The sequence below is a fragment of the Pseudoselenomonas ruminantium genome, assembly GCF_900104055.1.
GTDB lineage: Bacteria > Bacillota > Negativicutes > Selenomonadales > Selenomonadaceae > Selenomonas_A > Selenomonas_A ruminantium_C.
In genome coordinates this window covers 1-14,838 of sequence record NZ_FNJQ01000056.1, presented here as the reverse complement: position 1 = coordinate 14,838, position 14,838 = coordinate 1, and the positions used below count along the sequence as shown (strand labels likewise).

Sequence of the window (14,838 nt, the reverse complement as noted above, 5' to 3'; positions counted from 1 at the left end):
GGCGAAGAAGTATCCCCGCCTCCGCCCCACTACGCTGTAACAGATTTAGATTAAGCTCGCATTGACAAACTGCAAGTTACCCAAAAAATCCGCTGACATTTTTCAGCGGATTTTTAGAATTTCAATATGTGATTTTCTCTACGGGAACCAATTCGCCCCGCCGGCTCATTTCCTTATACCAGTATGCGCTTTTCTTCGGATAGCGCTTCTGGTCCTTATAATCCACATAGAACAGGCCATAGCGCTTGTTGTAGCCATTGCTCCAGGACAGTACATCCATGAGGCTCCAGATATAGTAGCCGCCCACGTTGACGCCTTCCTCGATGGCTTTCAGGATGGCCTCCAGATGCTTCGTCACATATTCGATGCGCGGCGTATCATCAATCTTGCCAGCCTCGAAGTCATCCTTATATCCCATGCCGTTTTCCGAAATGAAGATTTCCTTGTAATTCGGATAATCCCGGGCAATGCGCTTGAGCTGCATATACATGCCCTCGGGGTAGATTGGCCAATCCCAATCCGTCGTCGGCACCGCAGGATTCGAAACGCGGGCACCGATGCCTTTGAGGCAGAACACGCTCGTGCCCTTTTCGCCTGTGCTGTTATTGACCACCTGGCTTTCGCCCTCATAAGCCTGCAGGAAGTGGCTGGAATAGTAATTCATGCCCAAGAAGTCAATCTGCTTGGCCGCCTCGGCAAAGTCCACAAAATCCTGCGGCTCGGTAATCAGTTCGCCGCCATTTTTCTGCAGGATCTCGCCGATGAGTTCCTTGGTCGTATCCGAATACTTGCCCAAATAGCAGGCATCCAGCATAAAGCGGTTGGAAATGGCATCATCCAGATCCCGGGCATGGTTGTTTTCGGGCGTATCCGTGATGGCCACCTTGCCTTCCAACGTATGCACGATGCCAATCCGCCCCGGCAAGTTCATGCTCTTGTAGAGATTCAGCGCCCGGGCATGAGCTACCATCAGATTATGCTCGATCTGGATGGCCTTCGTGATCTGGAAGGTTTCATTCGGCGGGAAATTCCCGGCTAAATACCCATTCTGGGCAATGGACCAAGGCTCGTTGAACGTAGCCCATTTCTTCACCCGGTCACCAAACGCCTCAAAACAGATACGGGCATAATCTACGAATTTATCGATCAACTCCCGATTGAGCCAGTGCCCATTCTGGAAATACGGCAGTGGCGTATCAAAATGATGCAATGTCACGAAAGGCTCCACTCCCTGTTTGATGCACTCATCGATCAGCTTGTTGTAATAGTCGATACCAGCCGGATTGACTTTGCCCTCGCCCTCCGGCAGAATCCGCGTCCAGGACAGGGAAATGCGAATGCCATTGATGTTGAAATCATGCGCCTGCTGCAGATCCTTCTTATACTGATGATAGAAATCCGAAGCCGGGTCCGCATTGAAGCGCGCTCCGGGACGGTTCATATATTCATCCCAGACACACGGGCCACGGCCATCTTCCCGGGTAGCTCCTTCCACCTGATAAGCCGCCGTCGCCCCGCCAAAAATAAAATTATCAGGAAACTTCTTTGCCATCGTCTTATTTCTCCTTGAACATCTTCAGGAAGCGTTTATCCATATCCGAAAGCAGCATCGCCGTCATCAGATGATCCTGCGCATGCACGGTCAAGAAGCCAATCTCAATATCTTCCCCGGCCGCCTCTTTCGTGATTAGTTCCGTCTGCTGATTATGCGCATTCAGGATCAGGTCATCACCTTCTTTAATCAGCGCCTCGGCCTTGGCAAAATCCTTCTCCCCAATCGCATCCATAGCAGCAAGATACTTCGTACGCGCATCTCCCGCATAAGCCACGATCTCCATCGCAATCATTGCCATATCATCTTTCGTCATTGCCATTCCAATCACCTCAAAAAATAATGCGTTATCGAAATTAATTATATCACCCTATCAATCGTGGTAGAACCCTTCATCCCACTTTTGCAGGTACTCATCAAAAAGCGCATCATTTTCAATGCAATCATTCTCCCCAATAAGCCCGTCAATCTTCGCAATCAACGCCTCTTTTTCCGGTGTCGGCTTATACTCCGCCTTCAGGAATGCCTCGAGTATATACTCGATCGAGCCAATGCCAATGACTCTTCCGCCGCAGCCAATCACATTGGCATTGAGATTCTCCTTCGCCGCTACCGCCGTCTGGACATCCGCCACACAGGCAGCGCGCACGCCCTTGACCTTCTGCGCCGCATTGTTGATGCCGATGCCCGTGCCGCAGATGCAGACACCCAGATCTGCCTCTCCCGTCGCCACGAGCTTGCCAACCTTGCGCCCATAGATGGGATAATGGGTGCGGATGAAATCATACGTTCCCACATCGATGACCTCATGGCCCTGTTTCTTCAAAAATTCTGCCGCCTTGATCTTGATATCCGTAACAATATGGTCACAGCCAATTGCAATCTTCATCTTCCATTCCTCCTCAAAGTTCCCGGTTCAGCATATCGATGCGGATCTGATGCCGCCCGCCATCGTACTCGGTCTTCACGAAATTCTCCGCCAGCTCACAGGAGAGCTTTTCGGCCGTGACATTAGCGCCCAGCGTGATGATCTGCGTGCTGTTATGGCGGCGGGTCATAGAGGAAGTGTAATCCTCATAGGTCGGCGCACAGACAATGCCATGATGCTTGGCCGCAATCATAAAGGGAGCCACGCCATAGTCATCCACGACAATGCCGCGGGTTATTCCCTTTTCCTGAATCGCCTCTACGACATTTTCCGTAGCCGTGAAAATATCCGGATCGGAAAAATCTTCTATTTCATAACCTTTATCGGCTAAATATGCTTTGATGCTTTCCTTGAGTTCTGCGCCAGCACCATTGGCAGCTAATGCAACTTTCATAATCTGACTTCCTTTCTGTTGTTCCTGTTGATGATTTTATTATAGCCTTTATAAAATCCGCTTTGTTTTCATGTTTTGAAAGGATTTTCGCCACGGGCGTAGTATAATTAAGATATGTGTTGTTGTGTAAGGAGCGATAAATTATGTTAATCAAAATCGACCATGATTTCCTCGAGCATCTGACGGAAACGGAGAAAAAGGTCATCGGCTTCATCAATATGAACGCAGAAAAGATTTCCTCCATGTCCATCAGTGATGTGGCCGAAGCCACGTATTCCTCTCCGGCCACGGTAAGCCGCACCATCAAGAAATGCGGCATCTCAGGCTTTGCGGAGCTGCGCTATATGATCACCCAGGAAACCGAGGTGCATAAGGACAGCATTGAGGTCAATGAAATCTTCAACAAGAGCCTGATGGAAGTGACACAGACCATCGAGCAGCTCAGCATCGAGACCATTCTGGCGGTAGTCCGGGAAATCCGACAGGCCAAGCGCATCTATCTGCTTTCCCGCGGCTTAACAGAACATGTGGCCGATGAATTTGCCCTGAAATTGCAGCTGCAGGGCTATAATGTCTTTGCCAACAGCGATCCGTCCATCATGCAAGATATGACGCGGCGGGTGAAGAATCAGGAACTCGTGATCATCTTCTCCCTGTCGGGCAAGACTCCGGAACTCTTAACCGCCGCCGAAAATGCAGCGTCCTTAGGTGCCAGGATCATCACCATCACCTGCGGCGCCCCGGATACCCCACTGGCCCGCATTGCCCACCTCACCGCCTACGGCTTCAAGCACAGCCATGTGTCCATCAAGAACGTAGACGCCACCTCCCGCCTGCCCATCTACGTCATCAGCCGCATCATCATCGACTATCTGGCCAAACAGCAGGAAGAAGAACGTGAAAAAGCCGCCCAAAAAGAGGCGGCTTATCGGCGGGAACACTATTTTTAAGTAAGTGAGTGCTGCAGACGGGGGCGTGTTTTGTGGACTTCGCTAAATGTCTGGCAAGATAATAGAGCATCTCGTTGTTACCCGCGCCGGTCACCACGGCGCATTGACATCGTAATGTATTGTTTATGCCCCTCGCCAGCCAGCATAGCAGTCGCTACGTTCCACAAAACACGCCCCCGTCTGCAAGCTGATTTATCATGCCTTTGCACAATCGCTTTCTACCTTGGCGCGGGTGCTTGCTTTTTGACCGTAGCCCGCTGCCGCAGGCTGGCTTCTAAGCGAAAAACGCTGGACAAATCACTGAAAGACGCGCCGTGGTGACCGGCGCAATCCGGCTAAAAAAAACGGACTTGCCGAGGGAGTCATTTAGGGCGGAGGTCAAAAAGCAAGCACCCGCGCCTAGCATGCACTAACATCAGGCAATCTTCTCGATGGATATCTCAGAAAGCAGCTTCTCCACCACGCCTTTGCGTACAAACCCGCTCTCCGCCTCCAGTGCATTAGCCGTCCCGCAGGCGGCTCCTAACCGCAGCGTTTCCTCAATGGGCAGCTTGCGCGACAACCCTGCCGCAATCCCTGCCACATAGGAATCGCCCGAACCCACGGGATTCTGGCACTCAATCTCCGGCACGGTGACGCGGTAGATCTCATCCCGAACCCCTACCAGCGATCCCTTGCTGCCCAAGGATATCGCCGCTATCTCAATCCCTTCATCCAGAAAGTGGCGGATCTCCCGCACCAGATCTTCTTCGCTGTGCAGGCGGTAGCCCCGCAGGGCTTCAATCTCATCCTGATTGGGCTTGATGAAATCCGGCCGCGCCGCAATCCCTCTGGCCAGCAAGTCGCCGCTGGTATCGAGCAGGAATTTCTTGCCCGCCTCATGGGCTTCCTCAATCAGGGAGGCGTAAAAATCAACCGGCACCCCTCGGGGCACGCTGCCCGAAGCCACCACTATATCGGCTTTCCCTAAAAGTTCCGTGTATTTTTCACGGAACTTTTTTAATTCCTCCAGGCTCACTTCCGGTCCCGGCTCCAGGATTTCCGTCTGGGCACCATCCTCGGTAAGTATCGCCAGACAGGAACGGGTTTCCCCTGCCACGCCGACGAAATCGCCGGTGATGCCATAATCATAGAGCCGCCCGGCAACGAATTCCCCGGTCTTCCCACCCAAAAAACCTGTAACCACGGTATCTTCGCCTAAAATGGTATCCACATTCGCCACATGGATGCCCTTGCCGCCGGGTGTATTATCCACGGATTTTGCCCGCACGATCTTGCCTTTAGCCAAATCCACCAGCTCATAGCGCTTATCCAAGGAGGCGTTAAGATTTATCACAAGTATCATAGCTATCCCTTCCCTGTTTCCGCTCTCAATAACGATTCTGGCTGCCGCAGACTTCAATCTTATGCTGGACAATGGCCTTCATGGCCTCCTTGCCCGGCGTCATATACTTGCGCGGATCATTGGCGGCAGGATTTTCCTTGAAGAATTCCTTGACCGCATTGGAGAAGGGGATCTTCAGGTCCGTAGCCACATTGACTTTGCAGATGCCTAAGGAAATCGCCTTCTGCACCAGTTCATCGGGCACATCGGATGCACCATGCAGCACCAGCGGAATCTCCACGCGGCTGCGGATTTCGGTCAGGCGGTCAAAATCCAGTTTCGGCGTGCCCTTGTAGAGGCCATGCGCCGTGCCGATGGCCACGGCGAGGCTGTCGATGCCCGTAGCTTCCACATAACGTACCGCATCATCCGGGTTGGTATAGGCGCTTTCCGCCTCATCCACCACCAGATCATCTTCCTGTCCCACCAATTTGCCGAGTTCCGCCTCCACCGAAGCCCCGCAGGTATGGGCAAAGGAAACCACTTCTTTTACCTTGGCCACATTGTCCTCATAGGGAAGTTTCGAGGCATCGATCATCACGCTGCGGCAACCGGCAGCCACCGTGGTTTCAATCTCTTCCACATCTTCATGGTGATCGAGGTGGAAGGACATGGGAATATCATATTTCTCCATGGCCGTGCCCGTGAGCGCTACCAGATAATCCTTGTCTGCATAGCGCACCGTGGACGGCGTGGCTGCGATGATCACCGGCGAACGCATCTCGCTGGCCGTATCCACCACCACCTGGAAGGTTTCCAGATTGTGAATGTTGAAGGCCGGTACCGCATAGTGTTTCTTTTGGGCATCCTTGAGCATATCATTGGTATTGTGCAGTTTCATGAGAATCTCTCCTTATGTAAAAACTTTTAACCTGAGCTTGTGTTTATGCTTTCATTATAGAGATTCCGAAACCGCCTTTGTTTTCGCCTTTTGAAAATGTTTTCAAGGCAAAAAAAAACCCCGCCGGCTCGCAAAAGCCAGTGGAGCTTTGGGGATGATCAAGGGGATGATCAATAAGTCCATCAAAAAGTACTGCTGCGCAGATTGCTCAGCGTAACCTCACTATTCAGGGAGAAAACACCCCATTGATGTTCTGGCAGGCCGTACATGCGCGTGCTCAAAGCCATCTGGTCATTGATGTAGAGCACCGCCACCGTGCCATCGATGAGCAGGGTGAAGTCATAGCTTTGCCCTGCCTGTAAGCTGACCGGTACGGAAAGTTCCGGCTTGGCCTTGTTTATTTTGGCTGTATCGGTGTTGTAGAAGGCCACCTGCTGTTTGCCCGGATCGAATACCAGATTCAAAGCACCGGTCTTGTTGGGGCCAACATTGAACATCAAGCCGAATTTTCCCTGTGGATTTACAGGGGTAAAACGCCCCGTGATTTTCCGGATGCCCTTGATCCGCGGCAGCACAACACTTTCATAGCCATTGGCCCCGAAGCGATAATCCTGACCATTTACCGTGACATCGCTGCTCTGCATAACCGGCTTCAACACTTCTTCCTTATTCATGCGCGCGGCTGCCTTTTGAACCGGTACCGGATACAGCGTGCCATCGGCCCGCTGCTTGAGCTGATGCGTCACCATATTACCCGCCCAATCGGTCGGTTTTTTATCCTGCCCATCCCACTTGGTCGGCGTCCAGCCCACCAGATAGAGATCGTTGTCATCCTTGGCCAGCTTGGCCGCATAGAAGCCACTGGCATCAAAGGCATCCTGTGCCGGCTTCTCAAATGGCCCTTGGGAATCCTTGGCCACACGGTAATGAACGACACGGCTCGGCCACTGATCCGAAAAGGTCAGATACCAGTAATCGCCGTATTTGACGAGTGTCGGACATTCCATATTGGCATCACTGCCCATATCATTTTCAAAGAAGATGCCCTTATTTTCCCAATGCTTGAGATCCTTTGACGTATAGCGGGCAATCACGCCGCGCGCCTTCTTGCTGCGGGTGGTGATCAGCATCCAGTATTCATCATAATCGGCATTGTAGAATACATTGGGATCCCGGAACGTGTCATCATAGATATAAGGCTTGCTGCCACGGAAGGTATCCTCCGGCAGTTTCTGCCAACTCACGAGATCTGTGCTGACTGCGTGCATGATGTTTTCCTTCGGCATCGTGCGCCAGTTGAATCCCGTGTAGAACGCATGGTAAAGACCATCCTTATCCCGTACCACAGAACCGGTCCCCAGCGCCGAATCCTTGGCAAACTCATTCGTCGTATCGTAAGGGATAACCCAGCTGTCGTGATGGAAATCGGTAAAATCCTTTGTTGTCCAGAGGCTCCAGGGATGAAAGCCTGTATCCCCGTCACGCATATCTTCCAAATAGAAGATACGGAACTGCTGCCCATCATAATAGGGCATGGTATCCCCCACCCAGCTATAGCCGGTATTCGGGAACAACGCTTGATGCGCTGACACATCGGAACTGCTCACACAAAGGGTCGATGCGGCCAGCAAGGCGGCCAAAATCTGTTTTTTCATTTATTTCTGCCTTCCTTTCATTATACTGTATGCCGCTTAGAAATACATTTCCCACTGAGCGCGGAAGAAGCTGTAATCATCACGTTTGCCATTCGTTCTTCCATTTCCTGCCCAATCCATCAGCCCCATCTTGCCGAAGGTGTAATGGAGAAGCAGCTTGGTATTACGAACAGGCACGAAATCAGCACCAATGCGTAATCCATTGAATTCAGCGTACCGGTGATCCCATGGATTCCCTGGATTATTAGCGTCGACATCACCTACAAAGTCGCTATCTGTAACACAAACAATGTCATCATTAAACCAGTTCGTCATACCAGTATGACCGCGTTGCAGGTATTTCTTGACATAGATATCAAAGGAACCGGGAATATCCGGACGAGCTTCTTTGTACTGCAATTGGATAACATGTGATTTATTTAAAGTCTGAGAATCTGATTTGGCGATGGCAGCTGTCAGCTTCAGATCCCGATTCAGCTTAGTGTCAAAACCGAAAGACCATGTCTTACGCTGCCAGTGATTTCCTTGTCCCTGCCAGGTTATACGTCCAAAGTGTGAGGTTATATTTGTATTCTTTGCTACAGGGATTTCACTAATCAAAGACAAGACCCTCGCATCTGTACTCCCGCCTGGTATATCCCATCGTTCATTATTATTGCCATAATCCATATCGGCATACATATTCTTACTATAGGTCTTACCAGCATTAACTGTAAAGTTGGCCTTACGCCCCCACTTAGTGGGAATGCCATAACTTGCTTGCCAGCCATCGATCTTTTCATCAAATGTGAATTTATAGGGAGACTGGAGATAATAGCGTCCCAATTTTACATTGAGACCGCCTATGCGGCCTTCGGTATAAAGCTGTAACACAGGGCGGGAATATCTCTTGCCACCTGGGGCATCATTCCCCCCATCGCCTTCATAAGCACCATGGTTGGTGGAAAGATTGTTCACGAACTCATGCTCACTGTGGATAGACCAGGTGTCATTAATACGGTATTTGGTAAAGAGATTGAGCCATACGGTTTTCTCATCTGCTGCTTTGTAGTTGCTGAAGTGATCAAAATTCTGCTTATCCCAACGCAGACGCCCATAGCCATGGATCTCTATAGGTGGCTCCCAGCTTCTTTTCTCTACCTTTTTCATGCGCTTTTCCAAGCTGCCCAACTGGGCATTCAGTCTGTTCTGCAGTTCCTGCGCCTGCTGCAGCTGCTCCTCCAGCTGCCTGCGCATCTCCTGCAGGGATTCCTGTGTTACGGGTTCTGTCGAAGCCCCCATTTGGCTTCCAGCGTCCGGATTCTGTTCCATGGCCGTCAGCGTATCCATGGCTGCCGGCTGTGCTCCAGCCACGCCGCATGTGCTCATTACCAGTGCCGGCAGCAGGCCGCCCATCAGTAGTTTCTTCTTCATTATGCTGTCTCCCTCCAAAAAAGGAAGCGCTGCTGATTTTCCATATTTCAGTAACGCTTCCTGCATCACCAATTGTTTACGCTTCCAACGGCTGACCTTCTACATCGCGGTCATCTTTTTTCAAAATGCAGAAGGCATATACGGTTGCCACCAGGACAATTCCGGCAATCGTCAGGAACGTGCTCTGATAACCAATGCTGTCACGCAGACTGCCCAGCGGTACGGAGAAGATAATGCCGCCCACAGAAGCTGCAATCTGGAAACCGACCATATAGAGGGTAGCGGATACACGGGTATCAAAATGCAAGGTGAAATAGCGGAAGATTGCCAGCACAAAGAGTGCTGTTTCCGGAGCATGCAGAAGCTTTATCAGGCCAATCCCCAGCGGAGTCGAAGCCAGACCACAGCCGCCGATGCGGCAGATCATAATGAGGCAGCCTAAGAGCAGCGCATTGCGCACGCCAATTTTCTTCATCAGCACCGGCACCAAGCCCATCATCAGGAATTCCAAAAATACCTGTACAGAATTCAGGATACCATAAGCCTGCTGACCTTCTTCCGGGGTAGCAAAGAAACGCGTGAAGAATTCCGGGAACATCTGCTGGTCAAATACGGTATAGAACGTCCAGCTCAAGATAACAAAGATAATGATTTTCCAAACATCAAAGATACCGAAGACCTGAATGATTTCCTTAAGCGAGGGAGATTTAACCGCCTTGTCGCGTTCCTCGCTGTTCTCATAGGCAGCGATATTTGCTTCCTTATTTTCCGGCTTCATGAGCAGCAGCACTGCCAAGAGGACTGCCGATACCGCTGAACCGGTCCAAAATACCAGATACGGATTAATCGTAAAGAGGAAACCTGCGGCAAGGGCCGACATGGCATAACCAAAGGAACCCCAGGCGCGGGCCTGACCATACTCAAAGCTGTAACGACGGCTGAGACGCTCCGTCACTGCCTCGAAGACCGGGCAGGCAGCCAGGTATGCCACAGCCAGATAGACCGCACCGACCATAGCACCGACATAGAAATTGCTCTCCAGCATGGGCACATACACCCAGGTGAAGAACGGTGCCAACAGGACCTGGCAGCCCACCATGGCAATCAGCAGGTGTTTTTTCAACCCCAGTTTATCCTGCAGCGATCCATAGACAAACATCAGTACCAGCGCCACAGCTGAACCAAAGGTATAGATGGTGCCGACCTGTGCCCCCGTAAATCCCTGCTTAGTCGTCAGCCATATCTGGAAGAAGGACCACCAGATTCCCCAGCCTGCAAAGAACAAGAGTATTTCCAACGAACCCGCCCGATAGAACGGATTGCGTAAAGCTTTCGAAAAAACGTTTTGCATGATTATTCTCCCCTTCAGCTTGAATCAATACTGATTACATTCGCCCTCCAGCCGCCACGCCTTGACCTGATTGGCAGCCTTAGCCAGCAGGCGGCAGTTGACATCTTTTTCCCAATAAATGCGTTCCGTGAACGTCAGTTCTCCGTCTGCCACGAACAGTTCTGCCGAGCTCTTGTCGATGAAGATCTGCAGTTTCAGCGGCTCTTTGCTGGTCAGTACCGCAGCCCGCTCGCCGTCTTTCGTGTTGCGATTCAGCACAAAGCGTCCGCCAGGCTCCAGACTCAGCTGCAGGCTCTTATCCCCATCGGACAGCAGCAGGAGTACCCCCTCGGCCTTTTCTGTAAAAGTCAGTTCCAGCTCTGCCTGACGCCCCAGCTTGTAATCACGCTCCGCTTCAAGGCAGCCATTCAGCAGGACTTCCTGCCGTAAGCCTGTAAGCTCGCGCACTGGTTTCTGCAGGAGGCGGCCATCTTTCACAGACAGTTCTCGCGGTAATGTGAGTGCTCCGGCCCAGCCATCTTCGATTTCTGGCATCGGGGAATCCCAGGCATTCATCCAGGCGATCATCACCCGCCGGCCATCCGGCGTCAACATCGTCTGTGTCGCATAGAAATCATGACCATTATCAATTTCCACAAAACCAGCATGCTGTAGTTTCTTATCCTCGACATTTCCCAGCAGATAACCGGTCTGATTCAGATTGCGGAAGCGGTCACCATCGGCCTCAAGTCCCTGCGGGGACATCAGCAGGATATCCTTGCCATCCAGATGGAAGAAGTCCGGGCATTCCCACATATAGCCTTCCTGCTCCTTGCCCACAGATTTGCAAAGTTCCGTATCCAACTGCCAGTGCAGAAGATCTGGCGAGCTATATACCAGTGCCCGGCCCAGGCCATCCACATCCTGACTGCCCAGCACCATGTAGAACGTATCACCTTCCTGCCAGACCTTCGGATCGCGGAAATGCTTCGTATTGCCTGCCGGCGTCCTGAGCACCGGATTGGCACCATACTTCGTGAAGTGGATGCCATCTTCACTCCAGGCTACCCGCTGGTCCTGATAGAAATCCTCCGGATCTACCGCATTGGGCGTATGATGCCCCGTGTAGATCAGCCAAAGCTTATCATCATAGACCACCGCACTGCCAGAGAAACAGCCGTTCTCATTTTCATCCGGTGCCAATGCTACTGGCAGTGTTTCCCAGTGAACCAGGTCACGGCTGCGGGCATGCCCCCAGTGCATCGGGCCCCATTCAGCGGCATAGGGATAATACTGATAAAATATATGATACCATCCTTTGAAGAAGGAAAAACCATTCGGATCATTCATCCAGCCACCTGGTGTCATTACATGATATCCCAGGCGATATCGCTGATTTGTGATTGTTATCGGCTCTTTCATGAACATGCGCTCCCTTGTTTCATCTAATCTATCGTGTTTCCTCTTTTTGAACCGGTTCAATGAACCGGTTCAAAAAGTATTTTAGACTTATTTGTATCGATTGTCAATGGTTTTGTAATTTATTTTTTTATATCTGTATTCTGACTATTGTGATTATAGCTGTAAGCATACCGCCCAAGACCTGTGCGTTAACAGGTCTCTCCCGGTAGCAAGATTGGTGGCAATACCCATGGTGAATCATCCGGCCTGCCATTGATCATGTTCACGATTTTCTGCGCCGCCACCCCGGCCAGATCTTCGATGGGCTGACGTACTGCAGTCAACCTGCAGATACCATTCTGGGTGATGAACGTGCCATCATAGGCCACCATCTTCAACTGCTCTGGTACTTTGATCCCGCGCCGCACAGCCACCTGCAGGCAACTGGATACCGATATATCCGAACCCAATATGCCATCCACATCCGGATAATCCACAAAAATCTGCTCTGCCAGCGCCAACGATTCCGCCAGCCCAAAGCCATTCCAAGGAAGCGCCACGACATCCGTCTTCACCCCATGCGCCTGCATGACCTCATTGAAGGCCTGATGGTATTCGCCAGCTGGAGTCTTGACCATCTGCGATCCAGAAATCTCCACGATATGCCGGCAGTCATGCTGCAAAAAAGCCTGCGCGGCCAAATGTCCGCCCTGCACATGATCCGTATGCACGATGGGAATATCCGGACTCAGGTAACGGTCAAACGCGATAATAGGCTGTTTCAGTCCTTGATAGAGCGATGTATCCAACGAATGCGCCCCCATGATGATGCCGTCCATATTCTGACGCTGCAGCATCTCGATAAACACATGCTCCGCATTCTCCTTTTGCCGGGTACAGCAAAGCATGGTCTTATAGCCCAGATGATACAAGGCTTCCTCCAATGCTCCCACCAATTCCGCAAAAAAAGGATGGGAAACCGTCGGTACAATGATTCCCACCGTCATGGTTCGCCTGAGCGATAGATTGCGGGCCATCTCACTGGGTACATACTGCAGTTTCTTCACAGCCGCCTGTACCTTTTGCCTGATTGCCGCCGAACCGTAATCATTATGATTGAGCACCATGGAGACCGTCCCCACAGACACGCCAGCTTCCTGCGCTACATCCCGAATCCTGGCCAAACTAAGCACCTCCTGCTAATATTTCATCCACAATACGCTACTCATTGTAAAACAAAATCGGGCCTATTGCCAACCCTTTATTGGCAATAGGTTTTTTCATCTACCTCCTGCTCCCCGCGGCAGACCAGCAAGGATGAGGTTATGTTGCCGATGACGCTCTGGGCTGTGCCGAACATATCCAGTATCGGTTCTATGCCGATCACCACAGAAATGGCCACAGTCGGGATGCCAAAAGCGGCATAGACGGAGGGCATCGCCAGAAGGCCGATCCCGGTCAGCGAGATGAGCAGATGCGCGAAGAAGAAACCGATGAAGAAATCAACATCTACCGTAAGCCCAAAACTGTGCACCAGCATCATGGATACGATGGACACATAGTAGGCCGTGCCGTCCATATTGAGCTGCATGCCGACAGGTATGGAAAAGCGCGTGAACTTTTCCTCCATCCCCAGTTTATCCTGACAAAAGGCCATCGTCGTGGGCATGCAGGCCGTGGAATCGCTCAGAGAAAACGGCAGGGGCACAAATCGGGCTGCCTTCTGCGCAAAGGGCAGTGGTGACAGCTGGCCAAACACCGCCAGCAAAAGGCTCGCCAGCAGGATGTCCACAGGAATGCCCAAAGCCGTCGCCAGGATCAGCTTGCCAAAGGGCAACAATACATCCAGGCCCGTATGCATCGTCAGCCTCGTCATGGATACCAGCACCAGCAAGGGAATGAAGGGCAGGATAAGCCCCATTGCTTCCATCAGGAAGCGAGTGAAGAAATTCATCCCCTCTCTGGCCCAGGCCGCCCAGCTGCCCGCCCGCGCCAGCAGGACGCCAAACAAGCAGGCCAGAAACAGCATCTGCAGGACATTATTGGTATGAAAGGGGGTAACCATATCACTGGGGATGATTCCTACAATCAAGTCACGCAAGGATGTGTCCTTATCCATCAAGGCATCACCAGCCAGCATCCCTGCTATGGAGGTCAGCCCACCCAGAGCATGGCCGACCAACAGGCCCAGCAGGACAAAAAAGGCCAGCTTGGGCAGGGATACGAGCACGATTTTCCCGCCGATACGCCCCAGCGAGGCCATATCCGAAATGTTGGCAATCCCGGACAAAATGGAGAAGAAAATCAAAGGCGCCGCAATCAGGAGCAACGCATGCAGCATCATCGCCTGCAAAGAAGATAAGAGGTTATCCTCAATCCAGGCCAGATCAGCGGGACTGGTCACCACCTCTTTGAGCAGCAATCCCAGCAAAATACCGCCGACCATGCCAAAAAGCGTCCGCCGCGTTTGCGTATTGCCCTCTTTATGGACCTTGACGACCACGATATTCTGCCCATTCTTGCGATAGATTTTCAGCTTTTCCCGATAAGCATCCAGAATGGCCAGATTGGCATATTCGTCTTCATCCCCATTCATCTCCGTAAAATGCGCCCGCCCATGATAAGGCGCGCCGGGAGCGCTCAGCACGACCCGGAGATCGCCAAAGCTTTTTTTGACGGTCAGCCGCACAGAAAAATCTTCCGTATCGGCCAGCCGTTCCATTTGCAGGAAATTTTCCTCCACCAGCAATTGAGCAACGTAAATTTCTTTCTCGCTGATATTTTCAGCGTTCAATCTCTGCTCCAGCCAAGCAGGAACTGCGTCCAAATTTTGTCTGGTCAGGTCATAGTTCACATCTGTCATCGCCAGTCATCACTTCCCTCTCTAGATCTCACTATGCTATGTTTATAACCAAACTCAACAAATAATGTTAAAGTTTTTTATAAACTTTGTTGCTCATTAACTGCTCTCGACAAGCCGAGTAAGGGCA

General features: G+C 51.4%; 13 protein-coding genes. 1 reads left to right on the top strand and 12 read right to left on the bottom strand.

The features are described 5' to 3' along the window. Positions 1-121: 121 nt before the first annotated feature. The 4 genes from lacG to BLQ59_RS14980 are packed head-to-tail and all read right to left on the bottom strand — an operon-like array spanning position 122 to position 2,874. A complete protein-coding gene (gene lacG, locus BLQ59_RS14995; RefSeq protein ID WP_074573626.1) occupies positions 122-1,552 on the bottom strand; it encodes a 6-phospho-beta-galactosidase in 1,431 nt (476 codons plus the stop codon). Positions 1,553-1,556: 4 nt separating this feature from the next. After that, positions 1,557-1,874, bottom strand: a complete 318-nt coding sequence (locus tag BLQ59_RS14990; protein WP_143005388.1) for a PTS lactose/cellobiose transporter subunit IIA — start codon at positions 1,872-1,874, stop codon at positions 1,557-1,559. 51 nt (positions 1,875-1,925) lie between these two features. Further along, positions 1,926-2,441 carry a galactose-6-phosphate isomerase subunit LacB gene (lacB, locus tag BLQ59_RS14985; protein WP_074573625.1) on the bottom strand — a complete coding sequence of 172 codons (516 nt, stop codon included), beginning with the start codon at positions 2,439-2,441 and terminating at the stop codon, positions 1,926-1,928. A gap of 13 nt (positions 2,442-2,454) precedes the next feature. Continuing rightward, the gene (locus BLQ59_RS14980) at positions 2,455-2,874 is read right to left on the bottom strand and encodes an RpiB/LacA/LacB family sugar-phosphate isomerase (protein ID WP_074573624.1); all 420 of its coding nucleotides are present in this window, start codon (positions 2,872-2,874) and stop codon (positions 2,455-2,457) included. Positions 2,875-3,017: 143 nt separating this feature from the next. Between BLQ59_RS14980 and BLQ59_RS14975 the strand changes: the two genes are divergently transcribed. After that, positions 3,018-3,824, top strand: a complete 807-nt coding sequence (locus tag BLQ59_RS14975; protein WP_074573623.1) for a MurR/RpiR family transcriptional regulator — start codon at positions 3,018-3,020, stop codon at positions 3,822-3,824. Between the two features lie 415 nt (positions 3,825-4,239). On the opposite strand, the gene BLQ59_RS14970 is transcribed toward BLQ59_RS14975, so the two are convergent. The 8 genes from BLQ59_RS14970 to BLQ59_RS14935 form a co-directional block, all read right to left on the bottom strand. Further along, positions 4,240-5,169, bottom strand: a complete 930-nt coding sequence (locus tag BLQ59_RS14970) for a 1-phosphofructokinase family hexose kinase (RefSeq protein WP_074573622.1) — start codon at positions 5,167-5,169, stop codon at positions 4,240-4,242. A gap of 25 nt (positions 5,170-5,194) precedes the next feature. Then, positions 5,195-6,049: a tagatose bisphosphate family class II aldolase gene (locus BLQ59_RS14965; RefSeq protein ID WP_074573621.1), complete on the bottom strand. Its 855-nt coding sequence runs from the start codon at positions 6,047-6,049 to the stop codon at positions 5,195-5,197. A gap of 182 nt (positions 6,050-6,231) precedes the next feature. Next, the gene (locus BLQ59_RS14960; RefSeq protein WP_074573620.1) at positions 6,232-7,704 is read right to left on the bottom strand and encodes a glycoside hydrolase family 32 protein; all 1,473 of its coding nucleotides are present in this window, start codon (positions 7,702-7,704) and stop codon (positions 6,232-6,234) included. Between the two features lie 36 nt (positions 7,705-7,740). Then, positions 7,741-9,117: a hypothetical protein gene (locus BLQ59_RS14955; protein ID WP_074573619.1), complete on the bottom strand. Its 1,377-nt coding sequence runs from the start codon at positions 9,115-9,117 to the stop codon at positions 7,741-7,743. A gap of 76 nt (positions 9,118-9,193) precedes the next feature. Beyond that, positions 9,194-10,468 (bottom strand): oligosaccharide MFS transporter, encoded by a 1,275-nt coding sequence (locus BLQ59_RS14950; protein ID WP_074573618.1) that lies wholly within the window; start codon positions 10,466-10,468, stop codon positions 9,194-9,196. A 24-nt stretch (positions 10,469-10,492) separates the two neighbouring features. Beyond that, entirely contained in the window at positions 10,493-11,869 is a 1,377-nt protein-coding gene (locus tag BLQ59_RS14945; protein WP_073088801.1) for a glycoside hydrolase family 32 protein, read from the bottom strand. 188 nt (positions 11,870-12,057) lie between these two features. Next, positions 12,058-13,041 carry a LacI family DNA-binding transcriptional regulator gene (locus BLQ59_RS14940; RefSeq protein WP_256324700.1) on the bottom strand — a complete coding sequence of 328 codons (984 nt, stop codon included), beginning with the start codon at positions 13,039-13,041 and terminating at the stop codon, positions 12,058-12,060. Between the two features lie 68 nt (positions 13,042-13,109). Further along, positions 13,110-14,711: a dicarboxylate/amino acid:cation symporter gene (locus BLQ59_RS14935; protein WP_074573616.1), complete on the bottom strand. Its 1,602-nt coding sequence runs from the start codon at positions 14,709-14,711 to the stop codon at positions 13,110-13,112. Between the last annotated feature and the right edge of the window lie 127 nt (positions 14,712-14,838).